Annotated in this window: 22 protein-coding genes; 17 read left to right on the top strand and 5 right to left on the bottom strand. The window is 62.1% G+C overall.

All coding sequences use genetic code 11. From position 1 onward, the window contains the following. Positions 1-83: 83 nt before the first annotated feature. The 14 genes from HALAL_RS0111845 (at position 84) to HALAL_RS0111910 (ending at position 17,811) form a co-directional block, all read left to right on the top strand. Positions 84-1,550, top strand: a complete 1,467-nt coding sequence (locus HALAL_RS0111845) for a UDP-N-acetylmuramoyl-L-alanyl-D-glutamate--2,6-diaminopimelate ligase (protein WP_029767843.1) — start codon at positions 84-86, stop codon at positions 1,548-1,550. A gap of 10 nt (positions 1,551-1,560) precedes the next feature. Continuing rightward, positions 1,561-2,946, top strand: coding sequence for a UDP-N-acetylmuramoyl-tripeptide--D-alanyl-D-alanine ligase (locus HALAL_RS0111850; RefSeq protein WP_025274212.1), 1,386 nt, complete (start codon positions 1,561-1,563; stop codon positions 2,944-2,946). Further along, positions 2,943-4,052 (top strand): phospho-N-acetylmuramoyl-pentapeptide-transferase, encoded by a 1,110-nt coding sequence (gene mraY, locus HALAL_RS0111855; protein WP_025274213.1) that lies wholly within the window; start codon positions 2,943-2,945, stop codon positions 4,050-4,052. The genes HALAL_RS0111850 and mraY overlap by 4 nt, the downstream gene beginning before the upstream one ends. Positions 4,053-4,061: 9 nt before the next feature. Next, the gene (gene murD, locus HALAL_RS0111860) at positions 4,062-5,414 is read left to right on the top strand and encodes a UDP-N-acetylmuramoyl-L-alanine--D-glutamate ligase (RefSeq protein WP_025274214.1); all 1,353 of its coding nucleotides are present in this window, start codon (positions 4,062-4,064) and stop codon (positions 5,412-5,414) included. 63 nt (positions 5,415-5,477) lie between these two features. Then, positions 5,478-6,785, top strand: a complete 1,308-nt coding sequence (locus HALAL_RS0111865; RefSeq protein ID WP_025274215.1) for an FtsW/RodA/SpoVE family cell cycle protein — start codon at positions 5,478-5,480, stop codon at positions 6,783-6,785. Positions 6,786-7,019: 234 nt separating this feature from the next. Then, entirely contained in the window at positions 7,020-8,129 is a 1,110-nt protein-coding gene (locus HALAL_RS0111870; protein ID WP_025274216.1) for a UDP-N-acetylglucosamine--N-acetylmuramyl-(pentapeptide) pyrophosphoryl-undecaprenol N-acetylglucosamine transferase, read from the top strand. A gap of 3 nt (positions 8,130-8,132) precedes the next feature. Continuing rightward, a complete protein-coding gene (murC, locus tag HALAL_RS0111875; RefSeq protein ID WP_029767845.1) occupies positions 8,133-9,548 on the top strand; it encodes a UDP-N-acetylmuramate--L-alanine ligase in 1,416 nt (471 codons plus the stop codon). 8 nt (positions 9,549-9,556) lie between these two features. After that, positions 9,557-10,339, top strand: coding sequence for a methyltransferase domain-containing protein (locus HALAL_RS0111880; RefSeq protein ID WP_025274217.1), 783 nt, complete (start codon positions 9,557-9,559; stop codon positions 10,337-10,339). A gap of 43 nt (positions 10,340-10,382) precedes the next feature. Next, positions 10,383-11,543, top strand: a complete 1,161-nt coding sequence (locus HALAL_RS0111885) for an alkaline phosphatase family protein (protein ID WP_025274218.1) — start codon at positions 10,383-10,385, stop codon at positions 11,541-11,543. A 113-nt stretch (positions 11,544-11,656) separates the two neighbouring features. Beyond that, a complete protein-coding gene (gene dinB / locus HALAL_RS0111890; protein ID WP_084472102.1) occupies positions 11,657-12,835 on the top strand; it encodes a DNA polymerase IV in 1,179 nt (392 codons plus the stop codon). 48 nt (positions 12,836-12,883) lie between these two features. Then, the gene (locus HALAL_RS0111895; RefSeq protein ID WP_084471991.1) at positions 12,884-14,044 is read left to right on the top strand and encodes a sensor histidine kinase; all 1,161 of its coding nucleotides are present in this window, start codon (positions 12,884-12,886) and stop codon (positions 14,042-14,044) included. Between the two features lie 18 nt (positions 14,045-14,062). Continuing rightward, positions 14,063-14,731 carry a response regulator gene (locus HALAL_RS0111900; protein WP_025274221.1) on the top strand — a complete coding sequence of 223 codons (669 nt, stop codon included), beginning with the start codon at positions 14,063-14,065 and terminating at the stop codon, positions 14,729-14,731. 167 nt (positions 14,732-14,898) lie between these two features. Next, a complete protein-coding gene (locus HALAL_RS0111905; RefSeq protein WP_025274222.1) occupies positions 14,899-16,998 on the top strand; it encodes an MMPL family transporter in 2,100 nt (699 codons plus the stop codon). 399 nt (positions 16,999-17,397) lie between these two features. Next, a complete protein-coding gene (locus HALAL_RS0111910) occupies positions 17,398-17,811 on the top strand; it encodes a DUF3040 domain-containing protein (RefSeq protein ID WP_025274223.1) in 414 nt (137 codons plus the stop codon). 337 nt (positions 17,812-18,148) lie between these two features. On the opposite strand, the gene HALAL_RS0111920 is transcribed toward HALAL_RS0111910, so the two are convergent. Together HALAL_RS0111920 and lipA are read right to left on the bottom strand one after the other, a co-directional pair. Then, positions 18,149-18,844, bottom strand: a complete 696-nt coding sequence (locus tag HALAL_RS0111920; RefSeq protein ID WP_025274224.1) for a DUF4191 family protein — start codon at positions 18,842-18,844, stop codon at positions 18,149-18,151. Positions 18,845-19,120: 276 nt separating this feature from the next. After that, a complete protein-coding gene (gene lipA / locus HALAL_RS0111925; RefSeq protein WP_342670478.1) occupies positions 19,121-20,029 on the bottom strand; it encodes a lipoyl synthase in 909 nt (302 codons plus the stop codon). Positions 20,030-20,315: 286 nt separating this feature from the next. On the opposite strand from lipA, the gene HALAL_RS0111930 reads away from it, so the two are divergent. The 3 genes from HALAL_RS0111930 (at position 20,316) to HALAL_RS0111940 (ending at position 23,682) form a co-directional block, all read left to right on the top strand. Beyond that, positions 20,316-21,152, top strand: coding sequence for a phosphoribosylaminoimidazolesuccinocarboxamide synthase (locus HALAL_RS0111930; protein ID WP_025274226.1), 837 nt, complete (start codon positions 20,316-20,318; stop codon positions 21,150-21,152). Positions 21,153-21,324: 172 nt separating this feature from the next. Further along, positions 21,325-23,202, top strand: a complete 1,878-nt coding sequence (gene asnB, locus HALAL_RS0111935; protein WP_169732448.1) for an asparagine synthase (glutamine-hydrolyzing) — start codon at positions 21,325-21,327, stop codon at positions 23,200-23,202. A 9-nt stretch (positions 23,203-23,211) separates the two neighbouring features. Next, entirely contained in the window at positions 23,212-23,682 is a 471-nt protein-coding gene (locus HALAL_RS0111940) for an OsmC family protein (protein ID WP_029767851.1), read from the top strand. 55 nt (positions 23,683-23,737) lie between these two features. On the opposite strand, the gene fabF is transcribed toward HALAL_RS0111940, so the two are convergent. The 3 genes from fabF to HALAL_RS0111955 all read right to left on the bottom strand — a co-directional run bounded on the left by fabF (position 23,738) and on the right by HALAL_RS0111955 (position 26,302). Then, positions 23,738-24,958 carry a beta-ketoacyl-ACP synthase II gene (fabF, locus tag HALAL_RS0111945; RefSeq protein WP_025274228.1) on the bottom strand — a complete coding sequence of 407 codons (1,221 nt, stop codon included), beginning with the start codon at positions 24,956-24,958 and terminating at the stop codon, positions 23,738-23,740. Positions 24,959-25,066: 108 nt separating this feature from the next. Next, the gene (locus HALAL_RS0111950; protein ID WP_025274229.1) at positions 25,067-25,318 is read right to left on the bottom strand and encodes an acyl carrier protein; all 252 of its coding nucleotides are present in this window, start codon (positions 25,316-25,318) and stop codon (positions 25,067-25,069) included. Positions 25,319-25,345: 27 nt separating this feature from the next. After that, entirely contained in the window at positions 25,346-26,302 is a 957-nt protein-coding gene (locus HALAL_RS0111955; protein ID WP_025274230.1) for a beta-ketoacyl-ACP synthase III, read from the bottom strand. Positions 26,303-26,339: the final 37 nt, after the last annotated feature.

Here is a 26,339-nt window from a genome sequence, read left to right on the forward strand (position 1 = left end):
GTGTCGATCGCAGCCGTACAAAAAGCACCACGGTGTATGGTCAGGCGGTGTCATCGTTTTCGCAATCTCGGCAACGACCCGAAATGAGCAAACCGTATCCACTGTCGGAATTGAATGATCTGCTGCCCGACGCGGCCGGGCACGCCGGAAACATTACCGGCGTCTCTTTGGCTTCTCAGCAAGTGCAGCCGGGGGACCTATACGCGGCCCTTCCCGGTTCACGTCGTCATGGCGCGGAGTTCACCTCCGACGCGGTATCGAGGGGAGCGGTCGCCGTTCTCACCGATCCACAAGGCGCGGACTTGATCGACGCCGACATTCCCGTCCTCGTCGCCGAGGATCCGCGTTCCTTGACGGGGGTTATCGCGGCTCGAGTGTGGGATCACCCCAGTACCAAGCTCAATGTCATCGGCATCACCGGTACGAACGGAAAGACCTCCACCGCCTACCTGGCCGAACACTTGCTGGCGCGGTCCGGTCGGACTACCGGAATCATCGGGACGGTGGAGACGCGCATTGGAGACGAAACGATCGACTCCAAGCGCACGACTCCCGAGGCCCCCGAATTGCAGGCCTTGTTTGCTCTGGCCGTGGAACGGGGAGTCACCGACCTGGTCATGGAGGTGTCGTCCCACGCCTTGGCGCTGGGCCGTGTGGAGGGAACTCGGTTCGCGGTCGCTGGCTTCACCATGTTCGGGACCGACCACCTTGACTTTCATAAGGACCGGGACGACTACTTCGCGCAGAAGCGCAAGCTGTTCGACGGCAGGGCGGTTAAGTCCGTCGTCAATGCCGACGACGCCTGGGCGCGTCGCCTCATCGGCGCCGGTGCCCGTACCTACGCGCGTGACGACGAGGCGGCGGATTACCTGGTCAGCGAGATTCGTGACGAAGGGTTTTCGCAGCGATTCCACGTGACCGGGCCCGACGGCGAGGTCGACACCGTCTTGCCGTTGCCCGGGCGGCATAATGTATTCAATGCCACATTGGCTATGGCATTGCTTGACTCGCTTGGGATTTCACTCACGGAAAGCGGTCGACATCTGGCCGATTTCACGGGGATTCCCGGACGTATGGAACTGGTCAGCGGAGAGGCTCCGGTTCGCGGGGTCGTGGATTACGCCCATAAGCCCGAGGCCATCACCGCCGTTCTGCGAGAGCTGAAGGTCGGCACGCCCGGCCGCGTGATCGCCGTTCTCGGGGCGGGCGGCGATCGGGACCGGCATAAACGTCCACTCATGGGGCAAGCCGCGGCGGCTGAGGCGGACCTGGTCATCGTTACCGACGACAACCCGCGTCAGGAAGATCCCGCTCAAATTCGCGGGGAGGTGGCCACGGCGGTCACCGGTGTCCCATGCCGTAATATCGCAGGGCGGGAAGTGGCCGTCCGGGAAGCGGTCTCCGTAGCCGATCCCGGGGACACCATCGCCCTCCTCGGCAAAGGGCACGAACGCTACACCGAGACCGCAGAAGGCATCGTCGAATCCGATGACCGTCTCCTGCTCGCACAGGCACTGCAGGACGCCGGCTGGGAACCTACAACAGCATAGGAGTACGTGAATGATCCCTATGACTTTGGCGGAAGTAGCCTCCATTGTGAATGGTGAGCTGTCCGATTCGAGTTTGGCCGACCGCATGGTTACCGGGAATGTAGAGTTCGATTCACGTAAAGTCGGTCCGGGAGACCTGTTCCTCGCGCTTGAGGGCAGTCGCGTCGACGGGCATGAATTCGCGGAGGACGTTGCCGCCTCCGGAGCGGTGGCCACCATCGCCACGAAGGACGTTCCCACGGCGGCCGTCTACGTCGGCGACGCGATCGCGGCCCTTACGAAATTGGCCTCGGTCGTGGCACGGCGGTCGGAAGCCGTCATCATCGGAGTGACCGGATCGAACGGTAAGACCTCGACCAAGGATTTGATGGCGGCGCTGTGTGAATCACACGGCCCCACGGTGTCGACACGGGAGAACTTCAACAACGAACTCGGGCACCCCTACACCGTTTGCCAGGTTCAGCCCGAAACCCGCTATCTGGTTCTCGAAGTGTCGGCTCGCGGACTCGGGCACATCACTCACCTGACCGACATCGCACCGCCCGATATCGGTGTCGTCCTCAACGTCGGAATCTCCCACTTGGACGGATTCGGATCCATCGAAACCACTGCCAAGGCCAAAGGCGAACTTCCGGAATCCCTCGGCTCCGACGGGACGGCCGTACTCAACGCCGACGACGAACGAGTGGCAGCGATGCGCGCGCGAACCTCCGCCACCGTCCTCACCTACGGGTATCGACAACCGGCCGCCGTCTCCGCCACCGCTCTCGAATCGCGCGACGGTCGGTACGCCTTCACCCTCACCACCCCGTCCGGCCAAGCCCACGTCGCCTTGCAGCTGTGGGGCGAACACCACGTCTCCAACGCCTTGGCGGCCGCCGGTGTCGCCCACACCCTCGGTATTCCCGTGTCCCAGACGGCCGACGTCCTCTCGTCCGCCGGGCGACGCTCCCAGAGGCGCATGGACGTGTTTACCAATGCCGACAACGTGACGGTCATCGACGACTCCTACAACGCCAACCCCGCCTCCATGGCCGGTGCGTTGCGGAGCCTCGCTGCCATCCCCACCTCCGGACGCCGGATCGCAGCGCTGGGCCTCATGGCCGACCTGGAAGAGCTCAGTCATTCCGAACACTCCTCGGTGGGAACCCTCGCGGCTCAACTCGGCATTGACGAGGTCATTGCCGTCGGTGAGGGAACCGAACCGATCGTGGCCGCGATCCGGGACGTTGCCACGTCAACCCACGGCACCCACACGGGTGACCAAACCACCGCCATCGAACTAATACGCGACCGCGTTCGCCCCGGTGACACCGTCTTGGTGAAAGGCTCCCGCTATCGCACCTGGGACATCGCCGATCATCTGCGCGGCGCACAGGAGGATCAAATCCAGTGAGAGCAGTCATCCTAGCGGCCTTCGCGGCGTTCGCACTGACAATGGTGCTGACGCCGTGGGCGGCTAAAGCATTCCGTCGTCTGAAAGCCGGACAACCCATCCGAACCGACGGCCCCCAAACCCACCTGACGAAGTCCGGCACCCCCACCATGGGGGGAGTCGTCATCATCGTCACCGCGATTCTCGCCTTCCTACTGGGACACGTGGTTTTGATGGCGCTTCCCGACGCCAATACCTTTGAACGTCCACGAGGCATCACCGCCACGGGTGCGGTACTTGTGGGAATCTTCGCGCTCGCCGGTTTCGTCGGTTTCCTCGACGACTGGCTGAAAATTCGTAAGAAGAACTCGGGCGGTATCTCGGGTCGAGCCAAAATCGCCGGTCTGTCGCTGTCGGCGGCGGGCGTCGGCGCGTTCGGCGCCTACTACACCGGATCGGTGGGCCAGACGGTCTTCAGTCCCTACCTGTCCTTCACACAGGACATCACGTGGCTTCCGGTAACCAAGATCGGAATCGTCGTCCTGTTCGTCTTCATCGTCAACGCCGCGGGTAACGGTGCCAACCTCACCGACGGTTTGGACGGACTGCTGACCGGAACCTCGATCATGGTGTTCTCCGCCTACCTCGTCGTCGGTTTCTGGCAGTACCGTCACTGGTGCGGGTCGCCGGACGGAGTTCTCAATCAAAGTTATTGCTACGACGTACGTGACCCCCTGGAAGTGGCACTCGTCGCCGGAGCAGTCGCCGGTGCGCTGTTCGGATTCCTCTGGTGGAACACCTCGCCTGCCACCATCTTCATGGGCGACTCCGGTTCGCTCGCTTTGGGTGCCCTGATAGCCGGGATGGCCTTCGCGACCAAAACGATCTTCCTGCTTCCGATCATCGGGGCTCTGTTCGTCATCGAAACGATGAGCCGAATCATTCAATTCACTTCATTCCGATTGACCGGTAGACGTGTCTTCCGGATGGCCCCCATACACCACCACTTCGAACTCGCCGGTTGGTCAGAGGTCAACGTGGTGGTGAGATTCTGGATCATCGCCGGTATCGGAATCGCCATGGGGCTGGGATTCTTTTTCGCCGACTTCCTTCGCGTCGCAGGATAGGAGACTGCCATGGACGGTGTCGCACAGTCAATACTCGTAGCGGGAACCGGAATCGCCGGAGCCGCGTCGGTACGTGCTCTGCTGGAATCGGGACGGGACGTCACCGTATACGACAGCAAGAATTCTCCGGTCGCGCAAACCCTGTCCGAACAGGGAGCGAAGGTACACACCGGCGAGTGGGACAACGACTATCTGGCCGGTGCCGAACAGGTGATCGTCTCTCCCGGATTCCCACCGCACCACCCGATCGTGCAGGCCGCCGAGAACGCCGATCTCGAGGTGTACAGCGAACCCGAGCTGGCGTGGCGACTGCGGCAGGCCGGAGCGGCTCCCTGGCTGGTCGTCACCGGTACGAACGGGAAGACCACCACGACGACCATGCTGTCGTCGATGCTGAGCGCCGCCGGATACTCCACCGCCCCACTCGGCAACATCGGACGCGCACTCGTGACCGAAGCGAACGGGCCCTACGACGTCCTGGCCATCGAACTGTCCAGTTACCAATTGCACTGGTCGCGGCTCATGTCACCACGGGCCGGAGTCATCCTGAACCTCGCCGACGACCATCTCAACTGGCACGGCGACTTCGACCGCTACGCCGAAGCGAAGACGGCGGCCTGGCGCGGTAGCGTCGCGGTGGTCAATCGGGACGACGCATTGGTGATACGCGCCTTGGACGACCGCCACGGCGAAACCATCGGGTTCACTTTGGAAGAACCACGGCCGGGCGACTTCGGAGTGGTGGACGGATATCTGGTCGACAACCGCTCCGGGCGACCCCGGCGCATATGTGCGACCAAGGAAATCCGCCCGGCGGGTTCGCACAACGTCGCCAACGCACTGGCGGCGGCCGCGCTCGCTTCCACGGTCGGCTGCGAGGTGGAGGCGATGGGGCAGGGGCTGCGGTCGTATAGCCCCGAGCCGCACCGTAACGTCACGATAGCTCATATGGACGGCGTGGCATGGGTGGACGATTCGAAGGCCACCAACCCGCACGCGGCAGCGGCCGCTCTGGACGCGTATGAGTCTCTGGTGTGGATCGCCGGCGGACAGTTGAAAGGGGTGGACGTCAGTGAGTTGGTGCAGCGCTACGCTCCTAAAATGCGTGGCGCGGTTCTGATCGGTTCCGACCGTGCGGCCGTGGCCGAGGCGTTTGCGCGACATGCTCCTGACGTGCCGATCAGAGTCTTGGAGTCAGTGGACCAAACGGTGGTGGCCGAAGCGGTGGCCGCTGCGGCCGGATTCGCTCAGGCGGGCGATACGGTGGTTCTTTCTCCCGCTGCGGCATCCTTGGACATGTTCGACAGCTATGCTCAACGTGGTGAGATGTTCGCGAGCGCCGTGCGTGAGTTCCTCTCCTGAATCGGGAACGTCGACGAGGTTCCGCAGGCGTTCGTAAGTCGTGGCTAGTAGACGAATGAGTGGGTGGAACGAGTGCGAGAACAGGGCACCTCGACGCGGACGCCGCGTGAGGAAGCGTCGGACGAGAGACGTGGTGCGACGGTAACGGGCCTGTTCTCCTCGCTGCGTGGCCTATTGAATCGCCCCTTGGCATCGTATTACCTGCTGTTGACGTCGTCGGCACTGTTGTTGGCCATCGGTCTGGTCATGGTTTTCTCCGCGACCATGGTCAAGGCCTATGACGACTACGGAAACGCCTTCAACGCCATCATTCTGCAAGTGTCGTGGGCGCTCGTCGGTGTGGTGGCCTTTTGGCTGGCGCAGCGGTTGCCCGCTAAAACCTATCGAGCTCTGTCCCGCCCACTGTTGGTCCTGTCACTGGTGATCGGCTTGGCGTTGATGTTCTTTCCCGACCAGGGCAGCGAGACGATCGGAACCGACGACCGTTGGATTCACATCGGTCCGGTTCAGTTGCAACCGTCGGAGTTCGCCAAATTCGCTTTGTTGCTGTGGGTGTCCGACATCCTGGTGCGACTGGGCGGTCGTATCGTCAGCTGGAAGGATTTGGCGTTCCCGCTCTTTCCTCTGACCGGTCTGGTCTTGATCGTGGTCGGTTACTCGGACCTGGGTACGATGCTGATTCTGGTATCGATCTTTATGGGGCTCCTGTGGAACTCCGGCGTTCCCTTGCGGTTCTTGGGAATTATCATGTCGCTGGCCTTGGCCTCCTCCGTCATTCTGATCTTTATGGAGGGAAGGCGGATGGAGCGTCTGATGTCGTTTCGCAATTCCTCGGATTACTCGGATACGATCGGCTACCAAGCCGTACAGGGCTACTATGCCATCGCCGACGGAGGTTGGTTTGGAGTCGGACTGGGAGAGAGTCGACAGAAGTGGGATTGGCTGCCCAACGGGCACAATGACTTTATTCTGGCCCTCATTGCCGAGGAGTTGGGAGTGGTGGGGTGCCTGATCATTCTCGGGCTCTTCGGACTGTTCCTGTACACCGGATTTCGGATTGCCCGCCGCAGTGACGACGAGTTCCGTTCGCTGGTGGCCGGCGGGGTGACCATCTGGATCGGGGCGCAGACGTTCATCAACATCGGAGGGGTCTTGGGTCTGATCCCCATCACCGGAGTGCCCTTGCCGTTCATCTCCGACGGCGGTACGGCGTTGGTGGTCGTGCTGGGTGCGGTGGGCATGTTGGCGGGCTTTGCCCGCGCCGAACCGGAGGCGGCCCGCACTTTGCGAGCGCGTAACCCCTCTCGGTGGAGTCGACTTCTGTGGGCACCGCTCCCACCGCTTCCGGCGGAGGAGTCACGTCGACATTGACGGCGAACGTGTTGGGTACGCGTCGTGGAAAATCGCAACTACCACGTTCGCCACTCTGAACGATCCCGCGCCGCTCGCCCCTACTTCCGGTGAGGAACATAGGATGGGATTGGCGGGACGGGTCTCGCCCGTGGCGTTCCAGCGTGCCTCGGTGAGGGACACGGTCCGGTCCCGTTCGGCGAAGCACTGTGGAGTGAGGCGGCCCGGTGAAACGGAATTATAGAAGGAAACACCGTGACAGAACTTAACTCGATCGTCCTCGCGGGTGGAGGCACTGGCGGGCACATATACCCTCTGTTGGCTTTTGCGGATTGCTTGCGGCGTCACAATCCGAACATTCGAATTACTTGCCTGGGCACCGAAAAGGGCTTGGAAGGGGATCTGATTCCCAATGCGGGTTACGATTTGCGTATGATCCCGGCGCATCAGTTGCCTCGTAAGATAAACATGGATCTTTTGTTGACCGCTCCCCGCATGTTGAAGGCCATGCGGGCGACGCGTGCGGTCATGGATGAGGTAGAGGCCGACGCTATCGTCGGTTTCGGGGGATACGTCGCCGTTCCGGCCTATCTGGCGGCGTGGCGTCGCAAGACCCCGACGGTGATCTTCGAATTCAACGATCCGCCGGGGATCGCCAATAAACTGGGGTTGAAGTTGACCGATGATCTGGCTCTCGGTTTCCCACATCTTCCGCAGGTTGATCCGATTCTGGCGGAGGGAACCATCACGGGCGTTCCCCTGCGTCCGGCGATTTCACAACTGGACCGCGATGCGATGCGTGTGCGTGCCCGTGAGCACTTCGGTCTGGATCCCAATGCCACCACTTTGTTCGTCTACGGTGGTAGTCAGGGGGCGCGTTCCATCAATCAGGCGATCAGCGGTGCCGCTCCCGCGCTGACGGCCAATGGAATTCAGGTTCTGCACATCATCGGTGCCCGTCGGGACGAGCCGGTGGAGGTGCCGTCGAACCTTCCCTTGCCGTATGTGACGCTTCCGTACTTGAAGGAGATGGAGTTGGGCTACGCTGCCGCCGACATGGTCGTCGGTCGTGGCGGTTCGATGACCGTCGCGGAGGTGACGGCGTTGGGCTTGCCCACGGTTTTCGTTCCCATGCCGTGGGGTAACCGCGAACAGTACCGTACGGCCGGCCCCGTGGTGGCCGCGGGCGGGGCGATTTTCTGCGATGATGAGGATCTCAGTCCTAACTGGGTAGCGGAGGAACTTGTGCCGCTGCTGATCGACCGGGATAAACTACAGGCGATGGCGCACGCCTCTGCGGGCTTTGGACGTAGGGACGGCGACGAAGCACTACGTCAGTACACATTGAAAGCGATAAACCGATAAGACATGGCCAACGATCCCAATAACCTGGCATCACCCATCGATGACGGTCTGACCGCAGAAGACCTCGGGCACGTTTATTTCATAGGTGTCGGAGGGGTGGGCATGAACGGGCTGGCACGCCTGTACGCCACTCGCGGTATTGCCTCCAGCGGTGCCGAGCTGACCGATTGGCCGAATCTTCCCGAGTTGGAGCGGCAGGGTTTGACTCTGCACCGCAGTCACGGTGTCGACAATCTCGACGGCGTCGACACCGTGGTGCGTTCGACGGCCATCAACGACGATCATCTGGAGATCCGCGCGGCCCGGGAACGTGGGCTGCGGATCATGCATCGATCGGAGGCGCTGGCGGCCGCCATGACCGGCCGTAAATCCATTGTCGTCACCGGAACGCATGGGAAGACCACCACCACCGCGATTACGGTGCAGATGCTGGCGCACGCCGGTCTGGATCCGTCCTTTGTCAACGGCGGGGAAATGATCGATTCCTATACCGGTGGTCACGGTCAGGGGGAGTACTTCGTCGCCGAAGCCGACGAGTCGGATCGATCGTTCTTGCGGTATCGGCCGTTCATCTCGGTCGTGACCAATATCGACGCCGATCATCTGAACGTGTACGGGTCCATGGAGGCGCTGGAAGAGGGTTTCGCCCGGTTTGCACGCCATACCGACCCCGAAGGGGTGTCGATCGTGTGTGCCGACAACGCCGGTACGGCCGCTTTGGCGGAAGCGTTGCGCCGGGAAGGCCGCAGGGTGATGACCTATGGAGTATCGGCCGACGCCGACGTTACATTGTCCAATGTGACCTCTGGACGCGACGGGATCCACTACGACGTGTCGTATCAGGGCCATGATCTGGGTACGGTTTCCATGGGGATGCCGGGGAAGCACATTGCCTTGAACTCCGCCGCCGCGGTGGCCACTGGACTTGCCATCGGGATGGAGTTCTCCGACATCGCCAAAGGCATCGGGGCGTTCAGCGGAGTGAAACGCCGTTTTGAAAAACGCGGCACCGTTGACGGGGTGGCCGTTTACGACGAATACGCCTATCACCCCACATCCATGCGGGAGGCCATCGCGACGCTGAAAGAGGCGGCGCGACCAGGGCGGCTGATCGTCGTATTCCTACCGTATCGAGGTTATCGCACCATCCAAATGCGCCCTGAGCTCGCCGAAGCCCTGTCGGGTGCGGACGCGGTCGTCGGGATGGAAATCTTCGCTCCCGGGGAGGACATTCCCGAGGGCAACGGCGGTGACGTCCTCCTCGATGCGGTGGAATTGCCGGACGAGGCGAAGGTGTTCGAGCCGGAATGGGACGAGGTTCCCCGTCGAGCCCTGGAACTGGCACGGGACGGCGATCTCATTGTCACCATGGGAGCGCCCCCGGTTTCGCTCCTGCCCGATCGAATCTTGGAAGGGTGAGCAGTCAGGTGATTGACCTCGAAGGTGAGGGCGGCGTCGCTTCCGGTCGCGCGGCGGTGGTCTGGTCGGTTCTATCTCGCGAGCTCGATCGATATCTGGCCGACGTCGACGGCCGTTCGGCTCGCATCATCGATGTCGGGGGCGGGTCGGGGGCCTTCGCGGTACCGCTCGCCCGGCTGGGACATGACGTTACCGTGGTCGACCCCTCGGCAAGCGCTCTGGCGTCGCTGGCGCAACGGGCCGAAGAGGCCGAAGTGGAGCACAGGATCAACGCCCTGCAAGCGGACATGGACGAGCTCGCCGATGTGGTACCCGCCGAGAGCGCCGACCTGGTTCTCTGCCACAGCGTTCTGGAATCGGTCGACGATCCGGAGGTCGCACTGGAAGCCTTGGCCTCAGTCGTGGTGGAAGGCGGGGCCGTGTCGCTCCTGGTCGCCAATCGGGTGGCCATGGTCCTGGCCAAGACGCTGAGCGGACAGTTCCGAGCGGCGGAACGGATACTGCACGATCGTGACGGCACGAACGGTTCCGACGACGTGATGCGACATCGCTACGAGACGGCGACCCTCACCGCGCTGGTCGGATCCGCCGGTCTGGTCACCGAACAGGTACACGGAGTCGGCGTAGTGGACGACTACCTCCCCATCGCCGTTTCCGGCCGCGACGCCGACTCACCCGCCGATCTGATGGACTTGGAACGCACCGTCGCAGCGCGGGTTCCGTTCCGAGACATCGCCTCACGACTCCATCTCTTGGCGCGCAAACCGATTCAACGGCGCAGCATACGGTGACGAGCTACTTTCGTCGCCCCTGTGGGAACGGTAGACTACGCCCATGGCTCACCACGACGAGTTGACGGCACACTACGGCCACGGGGCACTGTCGGACCTACTTCCCTCCGCCTTGAGTCTGTTGGGAGTGCCCGGCGAATCCGATCGCATCGGTCTCCACGAACAGGTCGGGGACCCGGAAAAGCTGGTCATACTCCTATTGGACGGTTTCGGCTACCACCTGTGGGAGGAAGCCGGACGGACCAGCGACACCTTCGCGCAGGCCCAATCCGGTCGACTGGGAACCTGGCGTGCTCTCACCGCGACCTCCCCGTCGTCCACCCCCATCTCACTCGCCTCTCTGGCCACCGGAACCACGCCGGGCGAACACGGAATCCTAGGGTTCACCAACCTCAACCCGACCAACGGCGAGCCGTTCACCTACATCTACTGGAATCGCGACACCGACCCCGACCCGCGCAGCTGGCAACCGCAACCCACCATCGGGCAACGCGCCCGGAACTCCGACGTCGACGTCACGATCGTCTGCGACGGCGATTTCCGCGATCAACCCTTCTCCGAGGCCATATACGCCGGAAGCACCTGGATACCCGCTCGTCGGCCGGACGAGATCATCACCGGAGTCCGTGAAGCCCTCCGCGAACCCGGGCCAGGGATCGTATTCGCCTACCTCTCCGATATCGATACGCTCGGCCACGTGTACGGCGTCGGCTCCGACGCCTGGCACGGAGCCGTCGACGAAGCCTCCCAAGCAGTAGAAGGAATCTGCGAATCCCTCCCGCCGACAGCGGCACTACTGGTCACCGCCGACCACGGTATGGTCAACGTCGACCAGCGCCTGCACCTCGACCAGCACCCCGAACTTCTCGACGGAATCCAGGCCGTCTGCGGCGACCCCCGCACCCGCTACCTCCACACCGTCTCGCCCCAGGCCGCCGTCGACGTCGCCGCCACCTGGAACGAACACATCGGCTCCCGGGGCCGTATCCTCACCCGCGACGAAGCCATCGACCTCGGCTGGTTCGGTCCCGTCGCCGACAGTCACCGCTCACGGATAGGCGACCTGGTCGTACTCTGCCACGACGACTTCGCCGTCGTCGGTGTGGACAGTGAACCCGACGCCGTCTCGGCGTTGATCGGCCAGCACGGCGGCATGACCGCCGCCGAAATGCACATTCCGCTCTGGTCGTTCACCCGACGATAAACCTGACCACCCACGGTTAACACAACGCTGTCGGGGGCGAGCGCTACGATCGAGACGTGAACGCCTCTGCCCAATACATCGGACCTGACCTGCCCGATGACGGCCTCGGTATCATGCACGTGGACATGGACGCCTTCTTTGCCTCCGTAGAGCAGGTCAAAAACCCGGCGCTGCGCGGGCAACCGGTCATCGTCTGCGGCCTCGGCCCGCGTGGAGTCGTCTCGGCCGCCTCGTACGAAGCCCGCCGTTTCGGAGTGCATTCCGCCATGCCCACCTCCATCGCCCGCCGCCGCTGCCCCCACGGCGTCTTCATGAAACCCACCGGATCCTACGGCGACATCTCCCGAGAGATCATGGCGATCTTCCGCGGATACACACCTCACGTTCAGCCGCTCTCGGTCGACGAGGCCTTCCTTGACGTCTCCGGCGCTCGCCGACTCATCGGAACCCCCGGGCACATCGCGCGCGAAATACGCGCTCGCATCCGAACCGATCACCGTCTCACCTGCACCGTCGGAATCGCCTCCACCCCGTTCCTCGCCAAACTCGCCAGCGAACACGCCAAGCCCGACGGGCTCGGAATCGTGCCCCGGGAAACGGAACTGCGCTTTCTACACCCGCTACCTCTCACTACCATATGGGGAGTGGGTCAGAAGACCAGCGCCAAACTCGAACGACTCGGTCTGCGTACCGTCGGCGACATCGCCGCCATGGCCCCAGAACGCCTCCGCTCCGCGGTGGGACGGGCCGCCGCCGACCACCTCCATGCCCTCGCCCACAACCACGACGGTCGGGCCGTCTCCACCGAACGCGTCGAAAAATCCATCAGCTCGGAACACACCTTCGACTATGATGCCGAAACCGAACGCGAATGGGGACCGATCCTGCTGGACCTGTCGCGAAAGGTCGCCGCACGGGCACGTCGAGCGGGGTACTCCGGACGTGGAGTCACCGTCAAAATCCGTTTCGGCGACTTCACCACGCTCACCCGTTCCCGCATGCGGACGGTCGCCACCGACGTCGGTAAAGACATTCACACCACGGCCCTGGGAATCGCCCGTGACAACGTCACCAGACCCGTGCGGCTGATCGGGGTGCGCCTGGACCACCTCGGTTCCAGCGCTCACCTGGGACGCCAGGTGCTACTCGGGGAACCGGAACACGGTTGGCGCGACATCGAACGAACCATGGACGCCGTCGTCGGCAAATGGGGGAAAGGCACCATCACCGCCGCCAGCCGCATTACCCCAGAGCCTCCCTCGTCCACTACGCGATCTGACGTAGACGAGTGACGATCGTGAACCGATTCGCCGCCGGTGACGGAACTTTAGAGTGGAAGCGTGAACAAGCCCGACTGGATGGATAGAACAATGCGGCGGCTCCAATCGCCCTACGTCGGCGACAGCGCGCTCGCGCTCCTGCTCGGCGCCGTGACCGCAGTGGCGACCATACCCGCCAGCGACGGCAACGGCGATGGATCGTTGCGCTGGACGACCTTCGCGCTCATCGCACTTGCCGCGCTCCCCTTGGTCTGGAGACAGAGCCGTCCGACCGCGTCTACCGTCGCCGTTTGCGCGGCGACCTGGATGTACCTCTGGTTCGGCCATCCCATAGGGCCGGTGTTCATACTGCCCACCGTCGCGGTCTTCTCATACGCCTTCAACGTGTCGCGTCGACGCGCCTGGTGGGTGCTGAGCATCCTGACCGTGGCGACGTATCTGGCGTTGAAGATTTCAATCGACCGCGCGTGGACGGTGTCTCTAAGCGGAGAATTGGAACTGGCCTGGGCCGTCGCCATTTATCTTCTGTGGACGGTCTTTCCCGTCATGACGGCGAGTATCTGGTGGGGAGCGCAGCGCTCGCGTGAGCAGGTCGCGGCAGCGGAACGGCGCGGTCAACGAGCACAGGAGAGAGTGGATTTGGCGCGCGACATCCATGACGTCGTCGGGCATTCGCTCGCCGTGGTCACCATGAACGCGCAGGTCGCTTTGCATCGGCTGGATAAACCCGGGAGCGATCCGCGTCTCCACCTGGAGGCGATCCGGGATTCCAGTACGGCAGCGCTGCAGGACCTTCGCCAAACCGTTGCTTTTCTGCGGGAAGGCGATCGCGCCGATCAGGTGGCCGTCCGCACCATGGAGGATTTGCCGACCCTGTTCGAACAGGTGGAGGCCGCGGGTCTGCACGTCGTCTCGCAGATAGATCCCACCGAGGACGTCTCGGCGGTCGTGACTACGACGGTCTACCGGATCGTACAGGAATCGGTGACCAACGTACTGCGCCACTCGCGGGCCACCGAGGTGAGAGTGAAGGTTTCCTGCCGGGATTCCCAGGTGAACGTCGACATCTCCGATTCCGGCCCCGCTCGTGATGCGCGCACGTCTCAATCCGGGCGCGGTATCGAAGGGATGCGTGAAAGAGTCGATGCGGTGGGCGGTAAGCTGAAAACCACTGCGTCCTCGGACGGGTTCACCGTCAACGCGGTGGTGCCACGGCAATAGTCGGTCAGGAGGAAAGCGATGCCCACGACGGTGGTGATGGCCGACGACCAAGGACTCATCCGGATGGCACTCAGTACCCTTATAGCGGGTGAGTCGGACCTGGATCTGGTCGCGGAGGTCGCCGACGGCGAGGCCGCGTGGGAGGCGATCCGACGGCTACGGCCGAATGTGGCGCTATTGGACATTCGCATGCCGCGCCTGGACGGAATTCAAGTATTGCGTCGTATTGCCGAGACACCGGATCTGAACGATACTCGGGTCGTCATGATGACCACCTTCGACATCGACGAGTACATCTTCGACGCGGTGCGGGCGGGCGCCGCCGGATACGTTATGAAAGACACCGACCCCGCCGAAATCCTGCAGGCCCTACGGCTCGCCGCCGCGGGAGATTCACTATTGTCTCCGACCGTGGCGCGTAAGCTCATCGACGCCTACTCCGCGTCGCACCCGGAACGGCACCGCAATCCACATCCCCGGCTCGGGGAGTTGACCGACCGGGAACATGAAATCCTCCGCTGGGTGGCCACCGGTCTACCCAATGAGGACATTTCCGACCAGCTGTACATCAGCCCCGCTACGGTCCGTACGCACGTAGGGCGCATTCTCACCAAACTCAATGCCCGCGATCGCGCCGCGTTGGTGGCCATCGCCTATCAGGCGGGCCTCGACGTACCCGCCGTCTAACACCTCGCCCCATATTCGCGTTTCCACTCGACCGCGTTGGGAAAACCGATGGAAACGCATGGGACTACGTCGAGGCGCGTAGCCAAATGACGTCCACGCTTCGATGCCAACACCTTTGCGATCGGCGACTCTCGAAGGGAACAACCGATCATGCGAGAGGAAACGCTGTGAAACCCTTTTCCACCATCCTGAACCCGGCGGGCCGATGGGGCCGGTGGTTGACCATGGCCGCCTGGGTGGTTCTGGCGATGATCGCCATCGCCCTGGCTCCGAAGGTCAGTGAGGTCGAGACCGACGACCAGGTCAATTTCCTACCGAGCGGTGCCGATTCCACCGCGGCGGCCACAATCCAGGGGGAGGAGTTCGACGATGGAACCGAAGGGCTCGTCGTCCTCTACCGCAATGCCGACGGCATTACCGACGAAAAACAAACCGCCTTCACCGACGCGAGCGACGAGGCGATCAATCTGTCGGAGATGACCGACGGTTCGACCGCAGCACGCCCGTCCTCCGACGGGGACGCACTTCTGACGAATCTACCGGTGGACGGCGAACTGGCCGACGAACATCATGCGCAGCTGGTAGAGGAGGTCGACCGGATCTATCTCGATCATGGCCTCGACGTCGCCTTCACCGGCTCCGTCGCCGTCAGCGCCGACCTGGAATCCGCCTTCGGTCAGCTTGACGGTCCCCTGCTCATGATGAGCGTGGCGGTGGTAACGATCGTGCTGCTATTGTCGTATCGATCGCCGTTTCTGCTCGTCATCCCCTTGGTCTGCATCGGCGTCGCCTCGCAGATCGCCAGCGCCGTCACCTACCTCCTCGGCGTCGCCGGATTCACCGTAACTCCCCAGAACACCGGAATTCTCACCGTCATCGTCTTCGGCGCCGCCACCAACTACGCTCTGCTCATCACCGCTCGGTACCGCGAACAGGTCACCATCAGCCCCAACCGAACCGAAGCGATGCGTCAAGCCCTGCGCAAAGCCATTCCCTCGATCGTCGCGTCATCGGCGACAGTGGTCATGGCGCTGGCCGTCCTCGGTCTGGCCGATATGGCCAATACCCGGTCCCTCGGACCGGTACTGATCGGAGCGGTCATGGCCGCCGTGGCGACCATGACGACGCTCTTTCCCGCCCTTGTGGTGGGCATTCCCGAACGGGTGCTGTTCTGGCCGATCAAACCGCACGCCACGCCGCGTCGTGAGCGAGTCGGACTATGGCGGCGCCTGTCCGGGGGCATCTCTTCCGCACCGAAGACGGTAGCGGCCGCGACCCTCGTCGGCCTGGCCGTACTGACACTCGGCTGGCTCGACCTCGAATCGAACAAGGCCGAGTTCGGCTCGCTGCGAAACGAACCCGAATCGGTCCAGACGGCCGAGACGATTGCGGAGAAATACCCGGACACTCCCCATGACGTCGTCGACCTCTATGTCCGCGACGGTGACGCCGACGCCATAGAAAACGTCGTCTCCGAAACCAACGGAATCGATACGGTCGGAGAAAGCGAGTCCAGCGGCGGTTGGACACACCTGTCAGCCGAATTGAGTTCCGACGCCGACAGCGACGCGGCGACCGTCACGATCGACCGACTGCGTGACGCCATCGCCTCCGAAGGTCTGACCGCTCACGTGGGAGGAAACGCGGTCGCGCAAATGGACGTCTACAGCGCCTCGGTATCCGACCTGTATGTGATCCTGCCTCTGATCCTCCTGGCCGTGGGGCTGGTCCTCCTGGTGCTACTGCGGGCGGTGACGGCAGCGGTCATTCTGACGATCTGCACGACGATCTCATTCGGCGTGGCAGTGGGAGCCTCTGCGCTCGTCCTGCCGCTCCTGGGCCTCGGCGGTGTCGGACCGGACTTCTTCCTCTACGGTTTCCTGTTCGTCGTCGCCATGGGAGTGGACTACACCGTCTTCCTTACCAACCGGATTCGCGAAGAGGTACCCGAACATGGAACCCGGTCGGCCGTGGGGATCGGACTTGTCTCCACCGGAGGCGTCATCACCTCGGCCGGACTGGTCGTCGCGGCGACGTTCGCGGTGTTGTCGACCATGCCGATCCTGGCGCTCGCCCAGATCGGGGTCATCGTCGCGATGGGAGTGGTCGTGGACGCGTTCATTATTCGCAGCCTGCTCGTCCCGGCTCTTATCACCGCGTTGGGGGAGCGTACGTGGTGGCCACGGCGTCTACGGACGGAACCGAGCCATTCCGGTCCGGACCGGAAGTCGGAAACCTCGTCCGAATTGGCGGAGTTGCGAGCATAATGTGGTCATAGGCGGGGAAGAGCTGCCGCATGTCCTTGCAGTTCACCCCGCCGCCCGAGGGGTACATCCGAGGTGGGCACGGGGGTGCTGAACAGCGATGGTGTAGTGACCGATGACGATAACCGCGCAGACGGCGACCCTGTTCGCAGTGGTTTCATCAGTGTTGTTAATTTAGGGCCGTTGAGGCCGAAATCGGGTCATGGCAGGAAATGAGCGGAAATTTCGCTTGTTAAGTGTCTTCCACTTAATGCCTGAGCCTCGTAAACTTGAAATATCCACTGAAGGGGTAACCTTTTGGTGAACGTTACTGATTTTCGACCGGAGACCGCCACAGTGGTACGAGGTTGGCAATCAGCGACTGGTGAACCGGTTGGATCGACACGCTACAGGAGGAGTGCCATGCCGCTCTCCGAACACGAACAAAGGATCTTCGACGAAATCGAGCAAAACCTGTCGGAGGACCCCCAATTCGCGTCCGCGGTACGCGCCTATGACCCGACACGGGTGACTCGAAAGAAGCTGATCGCGTCGGCGTTGATCAGCCTGCTTGGTTTGGGCGTTGTGATCGGCGGAGTCATCGCGGGTTCCGGCGAACTGTGGATTACGCTGACCGGCGCGATCATCATGTTCGGCGGTCTGGTGTTCGCCCTCTGGACACAACGCAAGGGTTCGACGGGCAAGCTGTCAGTGGTAGACACCGACGGTAACCGTCGTCCGGCTCCAAAACCGAGCAAGGGTCCCAAACCGGACGGCTTCACTACTCGCATGGAAGAAAGGTGGCGGAGACGTCGCGAAGACGGTGGGATGTTTTAGCGGCCGACCGTCGCGAGCTCGCAGCGGGGGTCGATTCCGACCCATCGGCACCGAGCGGTGATGGCCGGGCGGCGATGTCGTACTCGATCGGCGTTGATCAGCCATCCGGCCACGTGACCGGTCAACCGCGGTACTGCGGAGTGCGGGTCCGTCTCGATCAGGTTTGAGGCGCGATCGCATTCTGTCGATCGGTCATAGACGTTTGTGGTGCGGAAACCAAACCAGTCTCGTGTCGGCTGGTCTCTTACCAAGGGTTCACGAGCGCACCGGAAGATGTAAATATGGGGGTGACCGCGTTGGTCACCCCCATATAACGTCCTGCGTGCGGCCGACGGATTTACTTTCCGCGCAACATGGCCCGACGGGAGCCCTTGGCGGCGTTCGCACTGTTCGGCATGGGTCCTTTCGGCATGCTCATGCCCATCCCGAGGGCGTCCAGACGACGGGCCACCTGGTTGGCCTCTTTGCTGGAAATGTTGGGTGGCAGTTTCCGCATCGCTTTACGTAGTTCTTTGACCGAGATGTCGTCATTTCCGGATTCACCGACCATGAAGGTGTAGATCGGCGTGGAGCCGACGACACGTGACAGCCGCTTTTTCTCTTGCCCAAGAAGCTTGCGGACTTTGCCGCCGCCCTCCGCCAAGAGGACCACCCCGGGTTTTCCGACAGCGCGATGCACGAACTGGGTCTGCGACACTGCGGCGACTCCCGCCTTGATGTGCCATCCCCGCATGTTCTGGATCAGTGCGTAGGCGGCTCCGGGTTGATCGACCGCCTCGTTGTCCACGACCTTCTGGGTACGCACATTGAGAATGATCAACGCTGCCAGAAGTGCGATGAAGAATGAAGACGCGAACCAGAAGGGGGACCAACTTGCGAACACCACCAAAGCGGCGACGGCCAAGAACGGCAACAGCAGAGCGATTGCTTCGGCCGGCATGAACCATTTGTCCCGCTTGGCGGTGAACTTGATGGCCATCCCGATGGTCTTCAGTTTGTCTTTAAAGGTTTCTTTCTGCTGTTGCTTCGCCATAATCCCAGTCTACGTCAGGTCTCTCGTGGTCGTGTCGGCCGCGTGGCGTTTAACCTGGCGTTCAATGCCCCTCACTGTGGCAATGTGCCGGTTCCGTCACGGACTCCCATCATCGCCTGCCGAGCCCGATACGTGCCACCCGTACGGTGGTGAATCGTCGCTCATCGCGCGAGGGGAGCCATCGGCACGGCCTAGTCCGTGCCGATCAGGCGCGCCCTGTCCTCGACTCCGCTCCGGCTGCGGCAGGATCGGAGTTTCGTACAGGTCAGGTGTATTTTACGCGGCCGCCTGTTCCCGAGCTTCCATGGCCTCCTTGTAGAGACGCCCGGCGCGATAGGAGGACCGCACCAGGGGACCGCTCATGACGCCCGAGAAGCCGACTTCTTTGGCGAAATCCGACAACTCGATGAATTCCTCCGGTTTGACCCAGCGGTCCACCGGGTGGTGGCGTTCGGTGGGACGGAGGTACTGCGTGATCGTGATCAGCTCGCAGCCGGCGTTGTGGAGGTCGCGGAGGGCCTGTTCGATCTCGTGGCGCTCCTCGCCCATGCCCAGAATCAGGTTCGACTTGGTGACCAGGCCTTCCTCGCGGGCCTTGGTGATGACGCCGAGGGACCGGTCATAGTCAAACGCCGGGCGGATGCGTTTGAAGACCCGGGGAACCGTCTCGACGTTGTGTGCGAGCACTTCCGGGCGGGAGGAGAAGACTTCGGCCAGTTGATCGGGTTCGGCGTTGAAGTCGGGGATGAGAAGCTCGACGCCACAGCCGGGGATGGCGGAGTGGATCTGACGTACGGTTTCGGCGTACAGCCACGATCCGCCGTCGTCCAGGTCGTCTCGCGCCACGCCGGTGACGGTGGCGTACCGCAGCTCCATCTTCCGGACGGACTCGGCGACCTTGAGCGGTTCGGTTTTGTCCAGCGGTGACGGTTTACCGGTGTCGATCTGACAGAAGTCGCAGCGGCGCGTGCACTGTGAGCCACCGATAAGGAAGGTGGCCTCACGGTCTTCCCAACATTCGTAGATGTTGGGACAGCCCGCTTCCTGACAGACGGTGTGCAGTCCTTCGCTTTTGACGAGGGAGCGCAGTTCGTTGAATTGAGGCCCGGTTTTCGCCTTGACCTTGATCCAGGACGGTTTTCGCTCGATCGGGGTCTCGGCGTTGCGGGCTTCGATCCGTAGCATTCGGCGTTCTGGTTTTGGAGAACTCACCCCTCCACCGTAACCCGAAACAGTGATGGAGGTCTGTGCCCTAACCGTGATTAGGATCGCTCTTGAACCGTTGTTACCTGCCGGTATCGAGCAACGTCAGCTCAAAGGGGATCGGCGCCGGGGTGTCGATACAGGTTGTGGAGACCAGTGCCTGCGCTGTGAGCGGAGTCCTCGGCGCTCGTCCGTTGAGGTGGGATGTATCGGTGCCTTGGTCTAATGGAGTGACGGAGAACGGGACGAGCATCGCCGGGAGGGCACATTGGAACTGGTACACCAGGGCAAGGTACGAGACGTTTACGCCGACGGCGACGATCTGATCCTGGTCGCGTCCGACCGCGTCAGCGTCTACGACGTCGTGCTGCCGACGCCGATTCCGGATAAAGGGAAACTGTTGACGCAGCTGAGCCTGTGGTGGTTCGAACAGTTGGCCGACGTCATCGACAACCACATCGTGTCCGCCGAGGACGTGCCGCCCGAATTTCGCGGCCGTGCCGTCCGCGTGCGGCGATTGCGAATGTTGCCGGTGGAGGCGATCGTCCGCGGCTATCTCACGGGTTCGGGTCTCGCCGATTATCAAAAGACCGGTTCGGTCTGCGGAATCGCTCTTCCGCAAGGTCTTATGGAAGCGTCCCGGCTAGCCGAGCCGATTTTCACCCCTACCACGAAAGCCGCTGTCGGGGAACACGATCAGCCGATCGATTTCGCGTCTTTGCGAGAGACGGTGGGCGTTGACCTGGCGGAACGAATTCGGGAACGCACCCTCGAGATTTACCGCCGGGGTGCCGCGACGGCATGGGAGCGTGGCATCGTCATCGCCGACACCAAACTGGAATTCGGTCTCGACGATAATGATCGCCTGGTACTGGCCGATGAACTGCTCACTTCGGACTCCTCGCGTTTCTGGGACGCCGCCGAATGGAAGGAAGGGCACAGGCAGGCCTCGTTCGACAAACAGAATGTACGCGACTGGATTCGGTCGACCGGATGGCAACCGGGCGATGAGGTTCCCGAGATTCCCACACATGTCGTATCTCTGACACATGACAAGTATGTAGCCGCATATGAGCGTATAACCGGGCTCCCGTGGCGTGGATGATCGCGTTGGGGCGTAGTATGGCGGTGTTTGCCGCTGTGGGACTGTAGAATGCGAATCAGCTCTGCCCCTCCCCGAGCTGTTCGGGTGAAGACGAGGTTCGCGCTTGCGTCATGGCTCCATATGTGCCCCAGGCGAAGAACCAGCGATTTGTGGAGGAAATATGTGTGGCTTCGTGGTGAAGATCGGTCGGAACGCGCCCAATGATCGGGTCCGCTTTGAGGAGAATCTGGGCCTGATTCACCACCGCGGGCCCGACGAGACGGACGTCAAGGAAACGGCGGATACGGTCCTGTGGGGATTCCAGAGGCTTTCCATTATCGACGTCGATACCTCACACCAGCCGATGACCCGAGGTGATGGCAAGTACACCATTACTTTCAACGGTGAAATCTACAATTACGTTGAGCTTCGTGAAGAGCTCATGGAACGCCACGGTCTGGAGTTTGAAACCAAGGGCGACACCGAGGTGATTCTGGCGGGATATGAGGCGTGGGGGCCCGACGTTCTGCAACGTCTGCGCGGTATGTTCGCCTTCGTCATTTACGATCGCGACGCCAACCTGATGTTCGTCGCTCGTGACCAATTTGGAATCAAGCCGCTGTACTGGACCTATGAAGACAGCGATATCTGGTTCTCCTCGGAGAAGAAGGCGCTGCCCGGACGCGGTTCCCGGGATGACGTCGATCCCCGTCAGGTCGGCCACTACGTGACCTACCAGTATCCACCGGAGCCGGGAACGATGCACAGTTCGATTCGGCGTCTTGAGGCCGGGCACTACGCACTGTTCCGCCCCGGAGCGGAGATGCGACCACAACGTTACTTCCGCCCCATGTTCCATCCCAAGCCCGTCGGAAACGTCGAGGCCCTGCATGAGGAGATCGCCGAGGCTCTGCGCGATTCGGTGCGGATGCACATGCGCTCCGACGTGCCGGTGGGGGCCCTGCTTTCCAGCGGAATCGACTCGAATGCCATCGTGGCCCTGTCGCGGGAGATCAATCCCGATATTCTGACTTTCACCGCGTTCTTCGACGGCCTCGACGCCGATCCCAATCTTCCCGATGAACTGACCGTGGCGCAGCAATCGGCCTCGGAACTGGGCGTCCGCAATATTCCCGCGCCGGTGACGTTCCAGAACGTCATGGCGGAGTTGCCGCGCATCGTGTGGCATTTGGACGATCCGGTGGCCGATCCGGCCATTGTTCCGCTGTACTTCGTGACCAAGACCGCCGCCGAGAACGTAACGGTCGCCCTCGGTGGCGAAGGTGCGGATGAGCTCTTCGGAGGCTATACGATTTATCGGGAACCGCACTCGTTGAAGTCCATCAGCAAGCTGCCTTCGGGTGCGAAGAACATCTTGAATCGGGCCTCGCACGCCCTTCCTTCGGGAGTGAAGGGAAAGAGCTTCCTGGAACGCGGCACCATGGAGTTGGAAGACCGCTTCATCGGTAACGCCAAGATCTTCACCGGTGCCGAAAAGGAGGGCATTCTCCGTTCCCCGGCCGAACACTACCGTTCGGTGACGGACGAACTGTGGGAGGAGACGGCTCACCTCGATCCGACTTCCCGCATGCAGTACGTCGACCTGCACACCTGGATGCGCGGTGACATCCTTGTCAAAGCCGACCGCATGTCCATGGCTCACAGCCTGGAAGTGCGGGTTCCCTTCCTGGACAAACGCGTCTGGGAGATCGCCGAGCGGATACCGGTGGAACACCGCCTGCAGGGCGGGCAGACGAAGGTGGCGTTGCGCCAAGCGGTCAAGCGGATCGTTCCGCCCGCGATCGTGGAGCGTCCCAAGATGGGTTTCCCGACCCCGTACCGTCAGTGGCTCGCCGGCCCCATGTTCGATTGGGTCGATCAGCTGTTCGCACAGAGCCAGGCCGGGCATCTGCTCAATTTGGACTATGCCCGTCAGATGCTGCGAGACCACCGCGAAGGCAACGGCGACCACGCGCGCAAAGTCTGGACGGTCATGATCTTCTGCATTTGGTACAGCCAGTTGGACGCCCGCGCGGCGGGACAAGACGCTCACGAACCCGCGGTGATGTAGGGGGCGATCATGAAGCATGAGTACGATTTGACCGTCACGTGGACCGGAAACACCGGTGAGGGAACACGCAGCTATCGTTCCTTCGAGCGTGACCACACGATAGCGGCGGCCGGGAAACCGACGCTGCGGGGCAGTGCGGATCCGAGTTTTCGCGGTAGTGCCGAGCGGTGGAACCCCGAGGAACTGCTGTTGGCGTCTCTCTCTGAGTGCCACATGATGTCCTATTTGGCGTTGTGCTCGCAGCAGGGAGTCGTGGTGACGGCCTATCACGATGAGGCGCTTGGAACGATGGAGACCGGTCGTGAGGGTGGCCGATTCACCCGAGCCTTGCTACGCCCCGTCGTGACCCTGGCCGAATCGACCAATGCGGACCTGCAGTTGCGAGCCAAGGCGGGAGCGCTACACGTGGAGGCTCACCGGCAGTGCTTCATCGCCAATTCGGTGAACTTTCCCGTCGACTGCGAACCGACGTTCCATTAAGGCCTAAAAAATCCGGTGCGGGCATTCCCGCACCGGAGGTAAGTCGACGGTCGTGTTACTGCGCCTTGCGGAACAGCAAGGTGGCATTGTGGCCACCGAAACCGAATGAATTGTTGATGACCGCTTCCAGGTCGACCTTACGCGCCTCGCCGGTGACGACCTCGAGGTTGAGATCCTCGTCAGGATGGTCGAGGTTCAAAGTGGGCGGAATAAGGCCGTTGTAGATGGCCAGGACCGAAGCGATCGATTCCACCGCGCCGGCGGCGCCGAGAAGGTGACCGGTCATGGATTTCGTGCTGCTTAGTAGCACGTGGTCGCCGATGATTGAGTTGACGGCCTTGACTTCGGCCATATCGCCGATCGGCGTCGAGGTCGCGTGAGCGTTGACGTGGCCGACTTGCGACGCCTCGATTCCGGCCTGCTCAATGGCCATGCGCATGGCGCGCCCGCCCCCGGTGCCTTCGGGATCCGGGGCGACGATGTCATAGCCGTCAGAGGTCATTCCACTACCACCGAGTACAGCGTAAATACGCGCACCACGGGCTTCGGCGTGCTCCCTCGTCTCAAGAATGAGCGCACCGGCGCCTTCACCCATGACAAAGCCGTCACGGTCGCGATCCCAGGGGCGCGAGGCCTTGGTGGGCTCGTCGTTGCGCGTCGACATGGCCTTCATGGTGGTGAAGCCCGCATACGGCAGGGGAGCGATGACCGCTTCCGTGCCACCCGCGATCGCCACGTCAGCGCGACCGGAGCGGATGATGTCGGCGGCCCAGGCAATGGCCTCAGCGGAGGTGGCGCAGGCGCTCGTGGGGGCGTGTACCCCGGCGAGGGCCTTGTATTCGAGACCGACCCAGGCGGCGGGACCGTTGGGCATCAACATCGGCACGGTGAACGGGGAAACCCGGCGGGGGCCCTTCTGCTCCAGGATGTCGTCCTGTTCCAGGGTGGTCTGCACGCCGCCGATGCCGGAACCGTATACCACGCTGAGTCGTTCGCGATTCAGATCGTCGCCAAGCCCGGCGTCTTCCCATGCCTCACCGGAGGCGATGAGCGCGAGTTGTTCGGAGCGGTCCAACCGACGTAGCCGAATCCGTGGAAGTACTTCGGACGGCTCTACTGCCAGGGTCGCACCGATCTTGCTGGGCATGTCCTCCACCCAGTCGAATTCGAGCGCCCGAACCCCGGATCGACCGGAGGTGAGTGATTCCCACGTCTCGGTGGCGTTCCCTCCCAAAGGAGTGGTGGCTCCGAGACCTGTGACGACTATTTCTGACAAGATTAACCCTTTACGCTGTAGTTGCAATCAATGCATTGCGAGGCCATCGCGGAGGCTTGTTCTCGTGTTTCGACGGCGAGAACAAGCCTCGCAATCGCACGGAGTGAATTACTCCTGGTGCTCGGTGATGTACTTGACGGCGTCACCGACGGTTTTCAGGTTCTGAACCTCGTCGTCGGGAATCTTGACGCCGAACTTCTCTTCGGCCGCCACTACGACTTCGACCATGGCCAGGCTGTCCACGTCCAGGTCGTCGGTGAAAGACTTGTCCTCGGAGACGTCATCCGGGTTGACACCGGCGACCTCTTCGAGAATGTCGGAGAGACCTTCGCGAAGTTCTTCTGGGCTGTTTTTCGACATGTATTGGGTTTCCTCTCACTTGTATATTTAGGGGCAGTAGATGACTTGCCCGGCGTAGGTAAGCCCTCCACCGAACCCGAACAACAGGATCGGGTCGCCGGTTTTGAGCGATCCTGACTCTACGATCTTCGACAACGCCATGGGCACGGAGGCTGATGACGTGTTGCCGGAGTAGATGATGTCTTCAGCGACAATGCAGTTGTCATTGAAGTCCAATCGGCGGGCAATGCCCTGAATTATCCTAAGGTTCGCTTGATGAGGCACGAACGCGGCCAGGTCCTTGATTTCGACTCCAGCACGTTTTGCGGTCTCCTCGATCAAGGGAGCCAAGGAAGTGGTAGCCCACCGGAAAACGGTTTGACCCGCTTGTTTGATGAACGGGACGTCGTGTTCGATGCGAATCACATCGCTCATTTCCGGACGTGAACCCCATACGGTGTCACCGACGGCCGTACTGGGATCGTCGGTGCCCTCCATGATCACGGCTCCGGCGGCGTCACCGAACAGGACACAGGTGGACCGGTCGTCCCAGTCGGTGAAGTCGGTGAGTTTTTCAACACCGACCACCAAGGCGCGCTTGGCGGAACCGGCACGGATACCGTCATTGGCCAGGCCGACGGCGTATTCGAAACCCGAACATGCCGTATTGATGTCGATGGCGGCCGGTCCGGACGGAATGTCCAGCGCGTGCGCCACACGACATGCGGTATTGGGGGAGCGGTCGATGGCCGAAGTGGTGGCGACGTACACCGAGTCGATGTCCTCCGCGCTGTAGCCGTACTTGTCCAGCACGTCCTGCGACGCGCGGATGGCCATATCGGCGACCATTTCGTCCTTGGCCGCGATCCGGCGCTCCTTGATCCCAACCCGGGAGGTGATCCACTCGTCGGAGGTATCGACCAGGTCCGCGAGGTCCGCATTGGTGAGGACTCTCTCCGGCTGGTAATGGCCGATGCCAACGACACGTGCGAACTGTGTAGCCACTATTCTCCTTTGATGCCCTGGAGGTGGGCGTTGACCG

The organism is Haloglycomyces albus DSM 45210 (genome assembly GCF_000527155.1).
Taxonomy (GTDB): Bacteria; Actinomycetota; Actinomycetes; order Mycobacteriales; family Micromonosporaceae; genus Haloglycomyces; species Haloglycomyces albus.

Bases quoted from the DNA above. Each gene is read 5' to 3' on its own strand.
- HALAL_RS0111845 (WP_029767843.1), top strand. From the start codon at position 84: ATGAGCAAACCGTATCCACTGTCGGAATTGAATGATCTGCTGCCCGAC.
- HALAL_RS0111850 (WP_025274212.1), top strand. From the start codon at position 1,561: ATGATCCCTATGACTTTGGCGGAAGTAGCCTCCATTGTGAATGGTGAG.
- murD (WP_025274214.1), top strand. From the start codon at position 4,062: ATGGACGGTGTCGCACAGTCAATACTCGTAGCGGGAACCGGAATCGCC.
- murC (WP_029767845.1), top strand. From the start codon at position 8,133: ATGGCCAACGATCCCAATAACCTGGCATCACCCATCGATGACGGTCTG.
- HALAL_RS0111885 (WP_025274218.1), top strand. From the start codon at position 10,383: ATGGCTCACCACGACGAGTTGACGGCACACTACGGCCACGGGGCACTG.
- dinB (WP_084472102.1), top strand. From the start codon at position 11,657: ATGCACGTGGACATGGACGCCTTCTTTGCCTCCGTAGAGCAGGTCAAA.
- HALAL_RS0111900 (WP_025274221.1), top strand. From the start codon at position 14,063: ATGCCCACGACGGTGGTGATGGCCGACGACCAAGGACTCATCCGGATG.
- HALAL_RS0111910 (WP_025274223.1), top strand. From the start codon at position 17,398: ATGCCGCTCTCCGAACACGAACAAAGGATCTTCGACGAAATCGAGCAA.
- HALAL_RS0111920 (WP_025274224.1), bottom strand. From the start codon at position 18,844: ATGGCGAAGCAACAGCAGAAAGAAACCTTTAAAGACAAACTGAAGACC.
- lipA (WP_342670478.1), bottom strand. From the start codon at position 20,029: ATGCTACGGATCGAAGCCCGCAACGCCGAGACCCCGATCGAGCGAAAA.
- HALAL_RS0111940 (WP_029767851.1), top strand. From the start codon at position 23,212: ATGAAGCATGAGTACGATTTGACCGTCACGTGGACCGGAAACACCGGT.
- HALAL_RS0111950 (WP_025274229.1), bottom strand. From the start codon at position 25,318: ATGTCGAAAAACAGCCCAGAAGAACTTCGCGAAGGTCTCTCCGACATT.